This is a genomic window from Anaerotaenia torta, assembly GCF_050433395.1.
Lineage (GTDB): Bacteria > Bacillota > Clostridia > Lachnospirales > Lachnospiraceae > Mobilitalea > Mobilitalea torta.
Genome location: NZ_JBNPXH010000001.1, coordinates 726,557 through 741,694, shown reverse-complemented (window position 1 = coordinate 741,694; position 15,138 = coordinate 726,557). Strand labels below are relative to the sequence as shown.

The window sequence follows — 15,138 nt, the reverse complement described above, 5'->3', positions numbered from 1 at the left end:
ATTAAGAATGCTAATAGACGATCTTCTCCAGATACAATCCGCAGGCTTCCGCCAGATCTCCCGTACGGTTCCTCTCTTTCGAAGCAAGGATCTCCGGTATCTCCTCTGCTTTCATCTGTCCTTTCCCCACCGCAATCAGTGTTCCCACCATCCAGCGAACCATATTGTAGAGAAAGCCGTCTCCGCGCACACGAAGGAAGAGGAACCCCTCTTCCTGGGATATCTCAATGGAATAAATTGTCCGCTCCATGGATTTCTTTTTCGATTTTGCATTGGAAAAAGCGGTGAAATCATGAGTTCCTATAAAATACCCGCCGGCACGCCGCATCTCCTCCAGACTCAATTCTTCCGCCACCTGCAGGCTGTATTTCCTCATGAAGGGATTGCCGTATTCCCTATTCCAGATTTTATACAAATAGATCTTCTCCTTGGCATGATATCTGGCATGAAATTGCTCCGTGACCTCTTCTGCCGCCAGAATACTGATATCCTGCGGGAGATAGCGGTTCATGTAACTCATAAGCTCACTGCAGCCATATCTCTTCCCTGTCTTGAAGTTAGCAATCTGACCAAGGGCATGAACTCCTGCATCGGTTCTGCTGCAGCCCGTCACCTCCACCGGCTGGCCATCCATCTGGGAGAGTACCTGCTCCAGCTTCTCCTGTATGGTAGCTTCTCCCTGACCCAGCCGCTGCCAGCCCCGATACCTGCCGCCGTCATACTGAACCGTCAGTTTGTAATTATACATGAATACTTCTTTTCCCTTCGCTTTACTGTTTAAAATGATAATCTAAAAAAGTACTTACCAACACTTCAGCTGCCGGACTGGCAGCCGCGGCAGCCATCAGGCCTTTGACTGTATCGACGGGCACACCCAGCAGCGCATTCACTACAGTTCTGTCCTCTCCTTCCATTCATCCTCTCTTATTCGCTCAGCCCGTCCCAGTCAATTTCCAGTGGCTCTATGATAACATCATTCTGATTTGATTTGAAGGATTTCGTCCATTCAGGCTGCGGAGGAAGATCCTTTGACGGCTCTCCTATCTCCGGGAAATCAGCATAATCATAATGCTGGATGGTAATTCCGTTCAGCTCCCACCACTCTTCATCCGTAAGCCTCTTATCGCTGACAAATTCATAATGGGAATAGACGCTTCCTCTGCTGAGATACAGCTTCCCCTCTACCGGAACCACCACATAGATATCGTCAAAATATCCCGTTCCAAGGGAAAGATAGATCCCTGTACTGGAGCTGATATCGGATATCAGCATATCGCTGAGTTCTATATTAGGATAATCCTCATTTACAATAGCATCGAGAAAGTTGATGGAAACATTCTCCATAGTGCCGCCATATCGGAGCAAACTCTCCTTTTCCTCCTCACTCAGCGGTTCATCCTTCAATATCTTCTTAGAACAGGTAATTAGCAGCTGCAGCAGCTCCATATACTCCTTTGCCCCCTCCTTTAAGCTCTCGTTCATCATATGATGCTTCTCTAAGAGGGAAATGGTATACTCCGTCAGATAATACAGCTTGCTGTAAAGCTCCGGATTCGGCTCCACATACTGGCATTTGGAGTATTTCACCGGTTCGCCCATCTCTGCCATGGCCTGCTTACCATACAGGACGGTATCATGCTTCAGCTCCGTATAAGAGCCTAACGCCGTATTCAAAGCCTTGTTCTTCCAGGCCTGGGTCGTCATAAAGAAGGGCATCCCGGAATTGGGTTCATATTCCTTCAAGGCATCCTGTAAGGTCCAAAGCCAGCCGAAATAGAGATTGGAGGACCAGTCCTCCGGCTGCATAGCAGCAATGCTGTCCTTCCATAGCTTATAATTCTCCGTATACCCCGGCCAGTCATCCTGGGGCCTGTATACCTCGAACTGAAGCTGTTCCGCCAGGCCGCTTCCCAGCACTCCCATGACATCCAGACCGCTGGGGATCGGGCGCAGGATGGGCTCGATGAGATCCTGGAGAATATCGCTGTCCAGAATGTATCTCTGCCCCATGAACCGGAACTGCTTTTCCGTCTGCAGAGTGGTTTCTACCGTCTTCCCCTGTATCCGGGGATCGGGTAAAGCCTCCACCGCCTTCTCCAGCTTCGCCGCATATACTTCATCATGAAAGATTTCCGGGTCCTCCTGTTCTCCAAAGACCTCACGCCTCAGTTTGTTCAGGGTAAATACATCGATATCATCGGATAATCCCACATAATCCGAGGTGGGAAGGAAGATATTGGACCAGAGCTGAGCATCACATATCTGCTCCGACTCGGCAAAAGCAGTATAGGCAACCAGCAGCGACTTCAGTACATTCTCATATTGATATACCCCATCGATGTAAAAAGGATAGGGAACGGTGCCAAACCACATCATGGTACGGAAGAATCTTCCCAGCTCTTCCGTCCTGGTATAATGCCCCCGTACAATGAACTGGGTATAGTCCAGATCATGTTGGAGCAGCGGGGATTCTGCAATGCTGCCGGCCTCCTCGCACAGCTGGTATTCCCGCCGGGCCAGATCCGCCAACTCCCCGTCCACGGCAACCGGCGGCTCCGGGGTCTGGAGCAGGAGCATCCTTGCCACCAGAAAATACACCACATTGCTCTTTTGAAGCTCCTTCAATTGCTCATCCTTAAGCTGCTGATACAGCTGGATGGATTTCTCCAGCATCTGCCCCGTCATGAGCTCCAAGTCCTTATAAAGATAATCTGCCTCTATGTGAATAAGGGATTTGTCATAAAATTGATGATAGAGGTGGAGCACGCTGTCTGCCGTGATAAAATTAGGCACGCCGCTGTATTCATTATTATCATAGGTGTAGTGCATCTTCGTTCTCTGTGTCGGAAGCACCACAAATCCATTATTGGCCAGCATTCTGATCTGTTCCTTGGTGAAACCGGAAAACTGATCTATATTCTCGATGTTGGACAGGTCTTCTGCGATCCGGTAAGACGGTACCTTTGCCTCATATTGAGGTACAGTATACAGCATTCTCTCGAGCTTAACTGTATTTACCGATGCCCAGTCTGCATCCAGCTTCATCCCTGCTGAAGCCGTATTCTCGTCCGCCGGACTCTGGGACACCTGGTTCTGAGGCTCTCTTTCCTCTTCTGCCGCAGCCTCCGTCGGGATCGCTGTAATATCCTCCGCCGGATCCTTTGGCTTTTTATTCTGGCAGCCGGTCAGAAGCAGGCAAAAACACAAAAGAAGTGCAGCTGCCCTGTTGGTTATTCTTTTCCAATTCTTCATCATAATTCCCCCCTATTCCGCTCTTACTACCTGATTATTCCTGAGCATAAGATATTCCTTCCCTTGCCCATGGATCAGCCGGATGCGGTTCTCGCCGCATAGCTCTACCCCGGTGATCTCCTGGTATTCCTCACTTTGTGCCAGCATCAGAAAGCCAAAATCATACCATGCATAGACAAACAGCTTATCTCTCCCCTCTTTCGTCCGGGAAAGGAATACAATTTCCTCTCCTCGGGTGCTCACCAGATCACCGATCTCAAAGTCCGTCCAGTTTCCTGCAATCTGTGAACCGGTCCATTTTTTCACCAGTCCAGCCTCTCCGTAATTAAAAACAAACAGCCGGTTCCTTTCTTCCCTGTCATAATAGGTGCTCTTCCTTACTGCAGTCACAATCTCGATCATCCCGTCGCCGTCCACATCCCCAAGCTCCAGCTTCCAGGGCTTCAGCCCTGTGAAATCATTCTCATACATCCTTGCCCATTCCCCACTGTCCTCACGCTCCAGCACCAGAAAAAGGTCGCCGTAATCCGGTTCCTCCTTCCCTGTGCCGACCAGCAAAAAGGCTCTGCTTCCGTCCATCGCATAATCAATGATTTCTTCCTTTTCTTCCAGGACTTTTCCCAATTCCTTCAAAATCCGAAGCCCTTCTCTGTCCGCCTGCCGGTGAATGCCGGCCCCCAACAGGATTGCCGTTATGCCAAGAGCCGCTCCGGCTGTCAACAGCATCGCTCTTTTCCGCAGCATAATCAGCCTCCTCATTTTACCTATATTTTACTACGCTATCCCATCTATGGCAATAGATGGGATAGCCAAAAAATCTTAAGTTTTTCATAAGGAAAGCATCCGCCTGTTAGATAATTTCCAGCCCGTCCTTATCCGGAAGGGGAGGGAATTTGCTGGCAGGCAGTGTCTGGTACCAGAATGCCGTAGATGCAATATCATCCTGCAGCGGCAAGTAACGGCCCCCGCTTCTCCATCCCAGCGCCTGGATCGTAACCCGGATTTCCTCCTCAAAGCGGATGGGGTCCGTCAGATGGAAGCGGTACATGCCAAAACGCTTCTGCGACTTGTACAGAACATCCTGTCTAACCACCTGGAGACCGGTATAGGGAGTACTGAAGGATACGTATTTATCATGGGTTGCCGGATCTTCAAAATTATAGGAGCCGCAGAAATAATCCTCCGTACCCGTTCCGCAGATGGTGGGATACTCCCGATCCCCGTCCATATAAAATTTAATCTCCCCTTCTCCCCACCAGGAGTTGTTATTCACTCCCCAGGCAAGATAGGTTCCCACATAATGGCCTTTTCCCTTTACATCATCCAGAATGGTATATACCTCCTTATAGGGGAGGGGATTCACCCGGCGGAACTGCGCATGGAAATAAGCCGCATCCTCCGGTATCTGTGTCAGCGTGTAATCAATCTGATAATAGATCGTCATTTCCCTGTCATCCAGATTCTCCAGCTCTATCCGGCAATGCTTCCGGAAGGGCATACTCCAATAGCAGTTAAAAGCGCTGCCCGGATTCACACAGACGGCCAGTGAAGACAATTGGAAATATTCCTGCCAGCCGCAGCAGAAGAAATCACCAATGGGACACTCTACCGACGGGTTCTCCGAATGATCCCAATAAATGCGAAGGATCGTGTTCCTCCATACTCCCGTAGGCGTCATCCAAATGTGTTGAATGGCTCCCGGCCCTTCGATGTCGGCAATAACCAGCTTTGATGCCGGCGGTATCGCAAAATACGGATTTACCTTCCAGCCCTTCCCCAGGTCCCTGGCTGCTCTTCCCGCCGTGCCCTGCTCCAGTTCACAGCTTCCTCCCTGCCCCTTTTCTCCGGTAATGTTCTCCGGGCTGATGGAACGGGTTACCGCGTCGGACAGCCTTGTAAGATTCTCCATGTTGTTAAAGCTAAATGATTGATACATATGCTCTCTCCTTTTATTGTTATTTCATTTCATTAATACTCTTGCGTAAAATCCACTTGATTCTGAAGGGGCCTGTCTTTTATATAACATTCCAGGTTATGCAGGAATATACTCAATCTTCTCCTGTCATTGGTAGGGGACCCGCCCGATGTGTGGGGAGTAAGTATGACATTGGGCAGTTCCCATAACGGGCTGTCCTCCGGCAGCGGTTCCGGATCGGTTACATCCAGTCCCGCGCCTCCGATCCGGCCTTCTGTAAGCGCCTTGATCAGGGCTTCCTGATCAATCAAGCTTCCTCTCCCAATATTAACAAGGAATGCCCCCGGCTTCATGAGACGAAGCTTTTCCTCCGATATCAGCCCTTTCGTCCTATGGGTATTAGGAAGTGCCAGCACCACATAATCCGATTGAGCCAATACCTCATCTATTTCTTCCATGGTATACAATCCGTCCACATAATCCGGAGCCGGTGTCCGGCTGCGCTTGATTGCCAGTACCCTGGCTCCCCAGGCCTTCGCCCGCTTTGCGATCTGGCTTCCGATGTCCCCAAGGCCCAGAATACCTATGGTAGAACCGAAGAAATCCTTGGTTTCCCAGCCGCGCACCCATCTCTTCTCGGCTTTATAATAGGCATACTCCTGCAGATTACGGTTATGGGACAATATCATGGCAAATACATGCTCTGCGATGGGCTGACCGAACACTCCGCTGGAAGTGGATATCCGGATATCCTTATTGCAGTATTCCTCCGGCTGAGTATATCCATCGGCTCCCGCACTGGGCAGATGAAGCCAGCGCAGTTTCTTTGCCCAGCTCTTCTGTTCCTTCGTCAGCCATCCGAAGATAATCTCCGCATTTTCAATCATCTCCCTGGTTACCTTCCTTGCCTCGGCAACCGTAACCGAGATGCCCGGTGCCGTATTTATAATATCTTCCCGCTGTTCCTCATTCATTGGGAAAATAGAGGTTGTAATAACTAACAATTCCAATTTCTCATTCATATACAATTCCTCCTGTCAATTAAAAATCACTTCCATGGCTCCAGTCTAGCACGGCATGCTTTTCTATGCAAGCAATTAGAAGCAATGCTTTCGTCCTGGCTTATACTATGTAAAAAAACAGGACATACTAATACTCCTTTCATTTATTATACGAAAAGGCACAGGGAGGCAATTCAATGCGCACAAACAACCGCTTGACCAGGGCTTATCAGAATGCAAAGCTTGAATATTTTGATGAAAGCTCAAAATACATCTTTTTCAGCGATGTTCACCGGGGTGACGACAGCGTCTCCGATGAATTCGCACGAAACCAGAATCTCTTTCTCCATGCCATGAATTATTACTACAGGGAAGGGTATGTCTACGTGGAGGCGGGGGACGGCGACGAGCTCTGGGAATATCCGAAGTTCAAACATATCCGCCTGGCCCATACGGATGTTTTCATCGTTATGAAGAAATTCTTCGATGCCGGACGTATGATCATGCTCTATGGAAATCATAATATTTATCTGAAATCAAAATTGTATGTGAAGGATAATTACTTCACCTTTTATGACGAATATAACCAGGAGCGGGTGGAATTATTCCGGGATCTGGTTCCTCTGGAGGCTCTGATATTAAAGCATAGAGAGACCGGTCAGGAGATTCTCACGGTACATGGGCACCAGGGAGATGTGATGAATGATCAGCTCTGGTTCCTTTCCATGCTGCTGATGCGTTATTTCTGGCGTTTTATGCATGTGGTGGGCTTCGAGAATCCCTCCAGCCCCGCCAGAAATCTATATAAACGCCACAAGGTGGAGCGTGCCTATAAAAAGTGGATTCAAAAGCATAAGATGATGCTGATCTGCGGGCACACCCATCGGCCAAAGTTCCCGAAGAATGAAGAGCTGCCCTACTTTAATACCGGCTGCTGCATTCATACCAGAGGAATATCGGGTATTGAGATTATCAACGGAACCATCCTTATGGTGAACTGGAGACTTGTGGCGGATGAGGATGGCGTCGTACGGGTTCAGCGGGTGGTTGCCCGCGGACCGGAGCCGATTGAAAATTATGATTGTAAGAAACACCCGTATTCCTCCAATTGTGCCAGCTGTGAGGAGGATGATGAGTAAAACCTGCCAGGGATATTATCTTGCCGTTATTTAATAAAAGTAAGAGATCGTGGGTACGCTATTTCTGGAGGCAATTAGGTTGGACTTTGCAGGCCGCCGAAGCGGCAGATGGAGGTTAATATGAAGGTAAGAGATATTATGACGAAGGATGTTGCCAGCCTGCGCTGTGATGATTCCATCGAACACGCAGCCCAATTAATGAAGCAGTATAATTGCGGTTCTCTTCCGGTATGTACCCAGAACAAGCTGGTCGGGATCATAACTGACCGGGATATTGCAGTCCGTTCTGTAGCCTCCGGTAAGGATACCTCCAGCCAGAGGGTCGGTGATATTATGACGAAGGATGTTACTTTTGCCAATCCCGAGACCGATGTGGATGATGCGGCCCGATTAATGAGTGACCGTCAGATCCGGCGGCTTCCCGTGGTAGAGAATAACAGCCTGATCGGGATCGTTGCTCTTGGTGATATTTCCTTAGAGCCTGCCTGTCAGGATTGCGCCGAGGATGCGCTGAAGAACATTTCCATGCCGGGCTAGTACCATCTTATCCGTCAAATATTACAGAATGAGAGAAGGAGGCGGCTGAAACATCAGCTGCTTCCTTCTCTCTTATTGAATACAGGACAGCGTGTTTTTTCGATCCGCGGAAAGTTTTGCGGTTATAATCATATAAACTATTGATATTTCATCGAATAATAAGGTATAATACAAGCTCTATATTCAGGTCACCCAGGCAGATGCCTTTGCAGGCGGAAATTATGATCTGTATAATTAGCGAAAGGGGATATCCATGCTGACTTTATATCGTAATTACTTGTCATATCTTTGCATTTCCGGCATAACAGTAAATCGTACCTTATCCGATTTATATCATCAATCCTCTATTCCTTCCCATCAAAATCAGAATTTAATTACTAATTATGGTGATGATGAGTTGAATTGTTTTCTTATTGACCTGATTAAGTCTTCGGAATATTGGATTGATATTGAAACTGATATAAGAAACAACGCTTTGGTTTCTAATTATCCTCGGCTGGCAGACTTAATCCAGTATATGCATGACATTGAAGCCTCAATGGAAAAGCATAAATTAGTATTAGAGGAAACCTATTATAATTACCCTCCACTGGCAGACTTCCAAATAGAAGATTCTATAGTCAAGGATATCAATATAGATATGAGAGAACAGACATGTGTGATAACCCTGGAAAATGTACTTTGTTATGGCGGCAGGAGAAAAAATAAAAGCATACCCGTTAATGTTAATCCGGCAACATTAAGCTTCATCAATATACATAAAATAGAGATGAAAGGTGAAAGCAGCTTCATAGGTCCTGGAAGTAACCATGTTGACATGCATCATGTCATGAAAATGCCAGGGGGACAAATAGGCTTTTGTCTGTATATTGAAAATGGATACGAATGTCTTATATTGCAAATCACATGCACTGATATCAAGGCAGATATTTTAGAGAATAGTTCAGAGTAAAAAATTTTATTCTTCATCGCCACAGCCAGACAGTGATGATTGTGCAATATGCGTAAATGCAGTATAATGAAGTCTGTCGGCCGATCATCTGCAATTTACAAAAGGAGGACCCGAATGAAAAATATCAAATCTCACCCCGGAAAGAAAATAAAATGGCTGTCCATCGTTTATCTGCTGCTTCGTTTATCTGTAATCATCGTCATTATTGATCAAATCAGAACCAGGGATTATGAGAACATATTCCTTTGCATCTTAACCTTAATTCTATTCATGGTGCCCAGCTTCATAGAGAAGAGAGTCCATATTGATATTCCCGATACCCTGGAGGTAATCATCCTGCTTTTCATCTATTCTGCTGAAATTCTGGGAGAGATCAATTCTTACTATCTTATTTTCCCCTACTGGGATACGACGCTGCATACCCTCAACGGCTTCCTTGCCGCCGCTATCGGTTTGTCGCTGATTGATATATTAAATAAAAACGATAAATTTGCCATCTCCCTCTCCCCGGTATTCGTAGCCCTGGTGGCTTTCTGCTTCTCTATGACCATCGGTGTGGTCTGGGAAATGTTTGAGTTCGCCATGGATCGATTCCTTGGCTTTGATATGCAGAAGGATACCTATCTGACCACCATCCGGTCCGTACTGCTGAATGAACAGGGGTTAAATGTACCGGTGAAGGTTACGATCGACAGCCTTTCGGTCAACGGGGAGTCCTGGAAGGCCTATATCGATATCGGACTCATTGATACCATGATGGATTTGGTCGTTAATTTTATCGGCGCTTCCGTATTCTCCACCTTTGGATATTTCTATATCAAGCAAAGAGGCAAAGGGAATTTTGTCAAACGGTTTATTTTAAAATCCAAGATTCCGGCACAGCCCTCGGAGAAGGAAGGCCTCAGTGAAAGCAGTTGAGCAGAGCTTAATTAGCTCTGCTCAACTATACGTCATGACAGCCTTAAAAATCAGATTCGTTCCACCGGCACCCATATCTCGCTGTAGGTATCCGCAGGATTTTCACACGGCGGAGCATACATCTCAATGTTATAGTTTCCCCCAAGCTTATAGTCCTTGCAATTAGGCAGCCATTCATTCCAGATTGCAGTGTTCACCTTCTGAAGCGCCTCGGGCAAAGCTCCCCTGCAAGGGAACACCGCCCATGAGCCTGCCGGAATAGTCCTTGTAACATACCCTTCCGGTATCTCATTCCAAGGCACATAGTTGTCTGCAATAAGATAGTCAAACGGCTGTCCGTCGCTATCAATGCAAACACCGTACATTCCGCAAACCTTCTTATCCTCTTTCGCCGTGTGCTCCTGCCAGAACGCAGGAATCTCCCGGTAGGCCGTCTCCGCAGAGAAGTTCCTTAAAACTCCCATTACCGTAAATGCCGCTTTTTCTACAATTTTGTACTCCATCATGTTTCCGCCCTCCAAGGTCAGTTTTATTCTTACGGGTGCAAATGCCCTGAGGCTTGCCCCCTTTTCCTTTGCAGCGGAGGGTGAGATGCCATGAAACCGCAGGAAAGCCTTTGCAAAGCTGTCAGGAGAATCATAGCCGTATTTCAGTGCGGCATCAATCACCTTCCTATTCGAGCAGGAAAGCTCCTGCGCCGCCAGTGACAGGCGGCGGTTTCGAATATATTCCCCCACCGTAAATCCACATAGCACGCTGAAGATCCGCTGAAAATGAAAGGCAGAAACATATGCACATCCGGCAATCTCCTCGATATCCATCGGTTCGGTAATATGTTCTTCCATATACCAAATCGCATTTTGAATCCCTTCTGTCCAACTGTTCATAATTCATCTCCTCTTGCTTCCTGACGTCAGTTCCCTCTGCTGTAGTGCCCGTCATAAGCACCTGTATGTATCATAACAGGTTTACATCATGACCGCCCGACTTTCCCTGCGAAGCTTTGTCGGCACACAGACATCGGTGCAGGATCCATATCTGCGTAAAGAATACCCTGACCAGAGAATACCCCTCCGGAATACTGGCGGCAGTTTCTCATGCTGCTTGTCCGGAGGGGTGTTTGATTTATCCCTTCATCGCATCTACATTCAATTTATCAATTATCCCGGGAAATACGGCTTTCTCAGATTATCCCGGATAAATCCTCAAATTTTCATTATGACTAATCCAGATATGCAGAAGGTGCCGCCGGTTTCCCCATCTTCCTCTCAATCCAGGTGACCGCAAAGAACGATGCGATTCCCCAGAAGCATCCGAATACAATTGCCAGTATTCCGAAGGGGGATCCGATCAGCTGCCAATATACAACTGCAACCGAACCCACCAGAATGGAGATCAAGCCTGCATTCTTCGTTGCATTCTTTACTGCCAGCCCAAGGCCGTAAGCAGCGAAGGGACCCGCCGAACGAAGAGCGAAAGCAAAGAGATTCAAGGTAACAAGGCTTATATTAAATAAAGCGATACCCATACTGACCACACAAATTATCACATTGCTTATCCTGGTAATTGTGATCAGCTTTCTGTCTTCCACATTCTTATTAATGTATTTCTGGTAGATATCTTTTGTTATAATGGTAGACGCACAGAGCAGATTGGAATCCGCACTGGACATGGTGGCCGCCACAATCGCAGCCGCCACTGCACCGGTAATCCAGGCCGGAGCATAATTCGTAGTGGCATACATCAGCGCTGTCGTACCTGCTCCGTTATCCAATCCAGGATTTTCTGCCAGGGCAACCAAGCCGATGATGGTTGGTATAAAGGCCAACAGCGCCATCATGATACCGGACAGAAGCGATGCTTTCTGTGCCGTCTTGGCATCCTCGGCGGAGGAGAAGCGGCTGACCATCTCCGGTCCCGATAAGAAGGTACAGAAATAGTTAAAGATCAACCCGATAATCGTTACAATGCCCACCTTGGTTACATTGAATTCTGCCGCAGGCAGGGCTGCCGATATCGCCTGCCATCCGCCCGCACCATTGATAATAAAGGGCAGGGCGATCAAAAGTCCAAAGAATATAATCAAAAACTGAACCACATCGGTAATGGCGTCTGCCAGCATTCCTCCCATGGTTGTATAGAAGATAACTACAAAGCCCGCTATCAGAATACATACATTGAGAGGCAGTCCCGTCAGGGAGCTCACTACGGTTCCTGAAGCAAGAATCTGGGATGCCGTCAGGCAGAACAGGGATACTACATTCAACACTGCCGTAAACAACCCGGCAGTTGGCCCAAACCTTCGATGTACTACCTCCGGTATGGTAACGGCCAGGGTTTTACGAATCCTAGGGGCAAAATACGCCAATGGGATCATTGCAACTGCCGCAGCCAGCACATACCAGGCGGCGCTCAAGCCCCAGCCCGAGAATGCCCTTGCCGCAACACCGGTGGTGCTGCCGCCCCCGATATTATTAGCGGATAGAGAGGACGCCACCATAAACAGGCCCATTCTTCTTCCAGCCAGCATATAATCCACACTGTCCTTAATAATATACTTATTTGTTAGAAAACCAACCAACAGCATACCAATCATGTAAACAATGACAATAATTAACGGAACAACCTGTACTTGCATTCACATACCCTCCTTATTGGGTTAAAATAGTTACAAATGCATTCATGATGCCTATATCCTACAAGTTCTATGTGTCATCCATTCTGTCAACTGAGCTGTCTGTTTTTTGCTGCTGTTTCCTTATGAAGCTTGATATATTGAATGTAGCATATGGTTACCTTACTTATGATAATACGTATTCTCCAGCGGCAGCTTCGTCCTGAAGATGCCGTCCTTTTTATAATAAGCATTCTGGCAGGCGGGAGCACCCATAACGGCTACGATCTCTCCGATACCCTTTGCACCGTAGGCCAGGTCCGCCCGGTTCTTTTCCACCAGATGCAGCTCAATCTCCGGCATCTGGCTGGCCTTAAACAGCCCCAGAGTTCCCAGCTTCACCTGAGGAACGCCGTTCTTCAGAGGGAAATCCTCCGTCAGTCCATATCCCAGAGCCATTGCGGCACCGCCGTCTACCTGCCCGGAGAGGCTGAGGGGATTGATTGCCTTCCCCACATCGTGGGCAGCAACAATCTTCACCACCTTGCCCTCCTGGTCCAGAATATAGAGCTGGGTGGCATAGCCGTATGCCACATGGCTTACAGGGTTGGGCTTGGGAGAGCCGATGGGATCCGATTTGAACTCATATTCTCCCAGATACTCCTTCCCTTCCAGCTCCTCCAGCGTCAGACCACTGTCCAGATCAGCCTTCAGTGCCGCGGAAGACTGGTGTGCCGCTTCACCGGCAAATACCGTCTGACGGGAGGCTGTTGTTGTTCCGGAATCCGGAGTATACCTTGTATCAGGCTGTTCTATGACGACGACATCCCTGGACAGTCCTGCGGTTTCACAGACGATCTGAAGCAATACGGTCTGCAGTCCCTGTCCGATGGCTGCCGCGGAAGATCTGACATGAACCTTGCCGTCCATCACCTTCAGGTTACAGCGGCCAATATCCCTCACTCCCACGCCAAGTCCTGCATTCTTCATACCACTGGCAATTCCCACATAATAATTGGGATCTGCCTCATATTGATCAAAGGCTTCCTTCACCGCTTCCAGAGTCTCCGCCATTGCGGTGCCCTCATCTGCAATCTGTCCGTTGGGCAGGGACTGTCCGGGACGGATTGCATTGCGGTAACGGATCTCCCAACCGGAGAGGCCCGCCTTTTCCGCCAGCAGATTAATCAGCGGTTCCACCACCGCACAGGACTGGGTAACGCCAAAGCCGCGGAAGGCTCCGGCCGGAGGGTTATTGGTATAGTATGCATTACCCTCTACATCCACATTCTGATAATTATAAGGTCCTCCGATATGGGTACAGGCCCTTTGCAGTACCGGTCCTCCCAGGGAGCCATAGGCTCCCGTGTCCGAGGTGAGTCTCGCCTTTAACCCCTGAATAATGCCGTTTTCATCACAGCCGATCTTACAATAGATCTCCATAGCATGGCGTTTCGGATGATAGTTGATACTTTCCTGACGGCTGAAGGAAACCTTCACCGGACGCTTGGTAAGATAAGCGCACAGGGCTGCCTGGTGCTGGACACTCATGTCCTCCTTGCCGCCGAAGCCGCCTCCCACAATGGCGCTCTGAATGCGTACCGCTTCCTGGGGAATGCCCAGATAGTTGCTCAGCTCATGATATTCGTCATAAATACCCTGTCCGCCGGTAATTACAAATATTCCGTCCCCGTCCGGCATAGCTACGGCTGTCTCCGGCTCCATAAAGGCGTGCTCCGTGGGCGGAAGGGAGAAGGTTGCTTCCACAACATATTTAGAATCCGCCAACGCTCTTTCGGCATCGCCCCGCTTCACCTCCTGATGGCTGTAGAGGTTATTCTCCGGTACAATGAACTTACCAAAGAGGGTGTAGCCTTCCCCATGAATCTGAGGCGCTCCCGGCTCCATGGCCTCCTTCGGAGAGCACACGGGTGTCAGCTCCTCATATTCCACTTCCACGGCTTTTGCCGCCTGGATTGCCTGCTCCCTGGTCTCCGCAACCACCATTGCCAGGGTGTCTCCGATGCATTTTGTCTCTTCGCCGATGGCAATCATCCCCGGCCAGTCCTGGGCCAGATGTCCGATGTAGCGTTTCCCCGGAATATCCTCGGCCGTATAGACCGCCACTACTCCGGGAAGGGCTAGAGCCTTCTCCTTGTTAATGGACAGAACCTTCGCCCTGGCGTATTTACTGAATACATTCTTGCCGTACAGCATTCCTTCCAAATAATAATCATCGGCATACATGGCCGTGCCCAGGGTCTTGGGAGCCGCATCCACGCGGTGCACCTTGTTCCCCACACGGGCTTCCTGCTCCTCCGACGGAATCTCAGTTCCCTCTCTCAGCATCTTAGCCGCCAGAAGGATTGCTTCTTCTATCTTGAGATAGCCGGTACAACGGCACATATTATTACGGATGGCGAATCTGACTTCTTCTTTGGTAGGATCGGGATTCTGGTCGACAAGACATTTGCCGCATACCACCATTCCCGGGATACAGAAGCCGCATTGCACTGCTCCTGCCTGGGCAAAGGCATACGCGAATACATCCCGTTCCCTGTCGGTAAAGCCTTCGATGGTCTGGATCTTCTTTCCCTCCAGCCTGGACAGCTTCTGCACACAGGACCGGGAGGTCTTGCCGTCAATGATAACCGTACAGGTACCGCAGGCCCCCTCCTTGCAGCCATTTTTTACGGAAGTGATTTTCAGCTCGTCACGGAGAAAATCCATGAGGGGCATATCTTGTTCCGACTCGTATACCTGATCGTTAATATTCACTGAATACATATCCGATACCTTCCTTTCTTATC

The 15,138-nt window shown here is 48.7% G+C and carries 13 protein-coding genes; 4 read left to right on the top strand and 9 right to left on the bottom strand.

The features are described from left to right. Positions 1-10 precede the first annotated feature (10 nt). The 6 genes from truA to HNQ56_RS03200 all read right to left on the bottom strand — a co-directional run bounded on the left by truA (position 11) and on the right by HNQ56_RS03200 (position 6,189). Positions 11-748, bottom strand: coding sequence for a tRNA pseudouridine(38-40) synthase TruA (truA, locus tag HNQ56_RS03225; protein ID WP_429142757.1), 738 nt, complete (start codon positions 746-748; stop codon positions 11-13). A 22-nt stretch (positions 749-770) separates the two neighbouring features. Continuing rightward, entirely contained in the window at positions 771-914 is a 144-nt protein-coding gene (locus HNQ56_RS03220) for a hypothetical protein (RefSeq protein ID WP_429142754.1), read from the bottom strand. 10 nt (positions 915-924) lie between these two features. Continuing rightward, positions 925-3,252, bottom strand: a complete 2,328-nt coding sequence (locus HNQ56_RS03215) for a DUF3160 domain-containing protein (RefSeq protein WP_429142752.1) — start codon at positions 3,250-3,252, stop codon at positions 925-927. Between the two features lie 12 nt (positions 3,253-3,264). Further along, positions 3,265-3,996 carry a hypothetical protein gene (locus tag HNQ56_RS03210; RefSeq protein WP_429142750.1) on the bottom strand — a complete coding sequence of 244 codons (732 nt, stop codon included), beginning with the start codon at positions 3,994-3,996 and terminating at the stop codon, positions 3,265-3,267. Positions 3,997-4,102: 106 nt separating this feature from the next. Next, on the bottom strand, positions 4,103-5,188 hold the full coding sequence (locus HNQ56_RS03205; protein ID WP_429142747.1) for a glycoside hydrolase family 172 protein: 1,086 nt from the start codon (positions 5,186-5,188) through the stop codon (positions 4,103-4,105). Positions 5,189-5,220: 32 nt separating this feature from the next. Then, positions 5,221-6,189, bottom strand: a complete 969-nt coding sequence (locus HNQ56_RS03200) for a D-2-hydroxyacid dehydrogenase (protein WP_429142745.1) — start codon at positions 6,187-6,189, stop codon at positions 5,221-5,223. Between the two features lie 176 nt (positions 6,190-6,365). On the opposite strand from HNQ56_RS03200, the gene HNQ56_RS03195 reads away from it, so the two are divergent. The 4 genes from HNQ56_RS03195 to HNQ56_RS03180 all read left to right on the top strand — a co-directional run bounded on the left by HNQ56_RS03195 (position 6,366) and on the right by HNQ56_RS03180 (position 9,714). Beyond that, positions 6,366-7,307, top strand: a complete 942-nt coding sequence (locus HNQ56_RS03195; protein WP_429142742.1) for a metallophosphoesterase — start codon at positions 6,366-6,368, stop codon at positions 7,305-7,307. Positions 7,308-7,427: 120 nt separating this feature from the next. Continuing rightward, positions 7,428-7,844, top strand: coding sequence for a CBS domain-containing protein (locus HNQ56_RS03190; RefSeq protein WP_429142739.1), 417 nt, complete (start codon positions 7,428-7,430; stop codon positions 7,842-7,844). A 253-nt stretch (positions 7,845-8,097) separates the two neighbouring features. Next, positions 8,098-8,796: a hypothetical protein gene (locus HNQ56_RS03185; RefSeq protein WP_429142737.1), complete on the top strand. Its 699-nt coding sequence runs from the start codon at positions 8,098-8,100 to the stop codon at positions 8,794-8,796. A 114-nt stretch (positions 8,797-8,910) separates the two neighbouring features. Continuing rightward, the gene (locus tag HNQ56_RS03180; protein ID WP_429142735.1) at positions 8,911-9,714 is read left to right on the top strand and encodes a DUF2238 domain-containing protein; all 804 of its coding nucleotides are present in this window, start codon (positions 8,911-8,913) and stop codon (positions 9,712-9,714) included. A gap of 50 nt (positions 9,715-9,764) precedes the next feature. On the opposite strand, the gene HNQ56_RS03175 is transcribed toward HNQ56_RS03180, so the two are convergent. From HNQ56_RS03175 to xdh, 3 genes are all read right to left on the bottom strand, one after another. Next, positions 9,765-10,601, bottom strand: coding sequence for an AraC family transcriptional regulator (locus HNQ56_RS03175; RefSeq protein ID WP_429142733.1), 837 nt, complete (start codon positions 10,599-10,601; stop codon positions 9,765-9,767). Positions 10,602-10,936: 335 nt separating this feature from the next. Further along, positions 10,937-12,352 carry a sodium:solute symporter family protein gene (locus tag HNQ56_RS03170; RefSeq protein WP_429142731.1) on the bottom strand — a complete coding sequence of 472 codons (1,416 nt, stop codon included), beginning with the start codon at positions 12,350-12,352 and terminating at the stop codon, positions 10,937-10,939. 159 nt (positions 12,353-12,511) lie between these two features. After that, positions 12,512-15,115 (bottom strand): selenium-dependent xanthine dehydrogenase, encoded by a 2,604-nt coding sequence (xdh, locus tag HNQ56_RS03165; protein WP_429142729.1) that lies wholly within the window; start codon positions 15,113-15,115, stop codon positions 12,512-12,514. Positions 15,116-15,138: the final 23 nt, after the last annotated feature.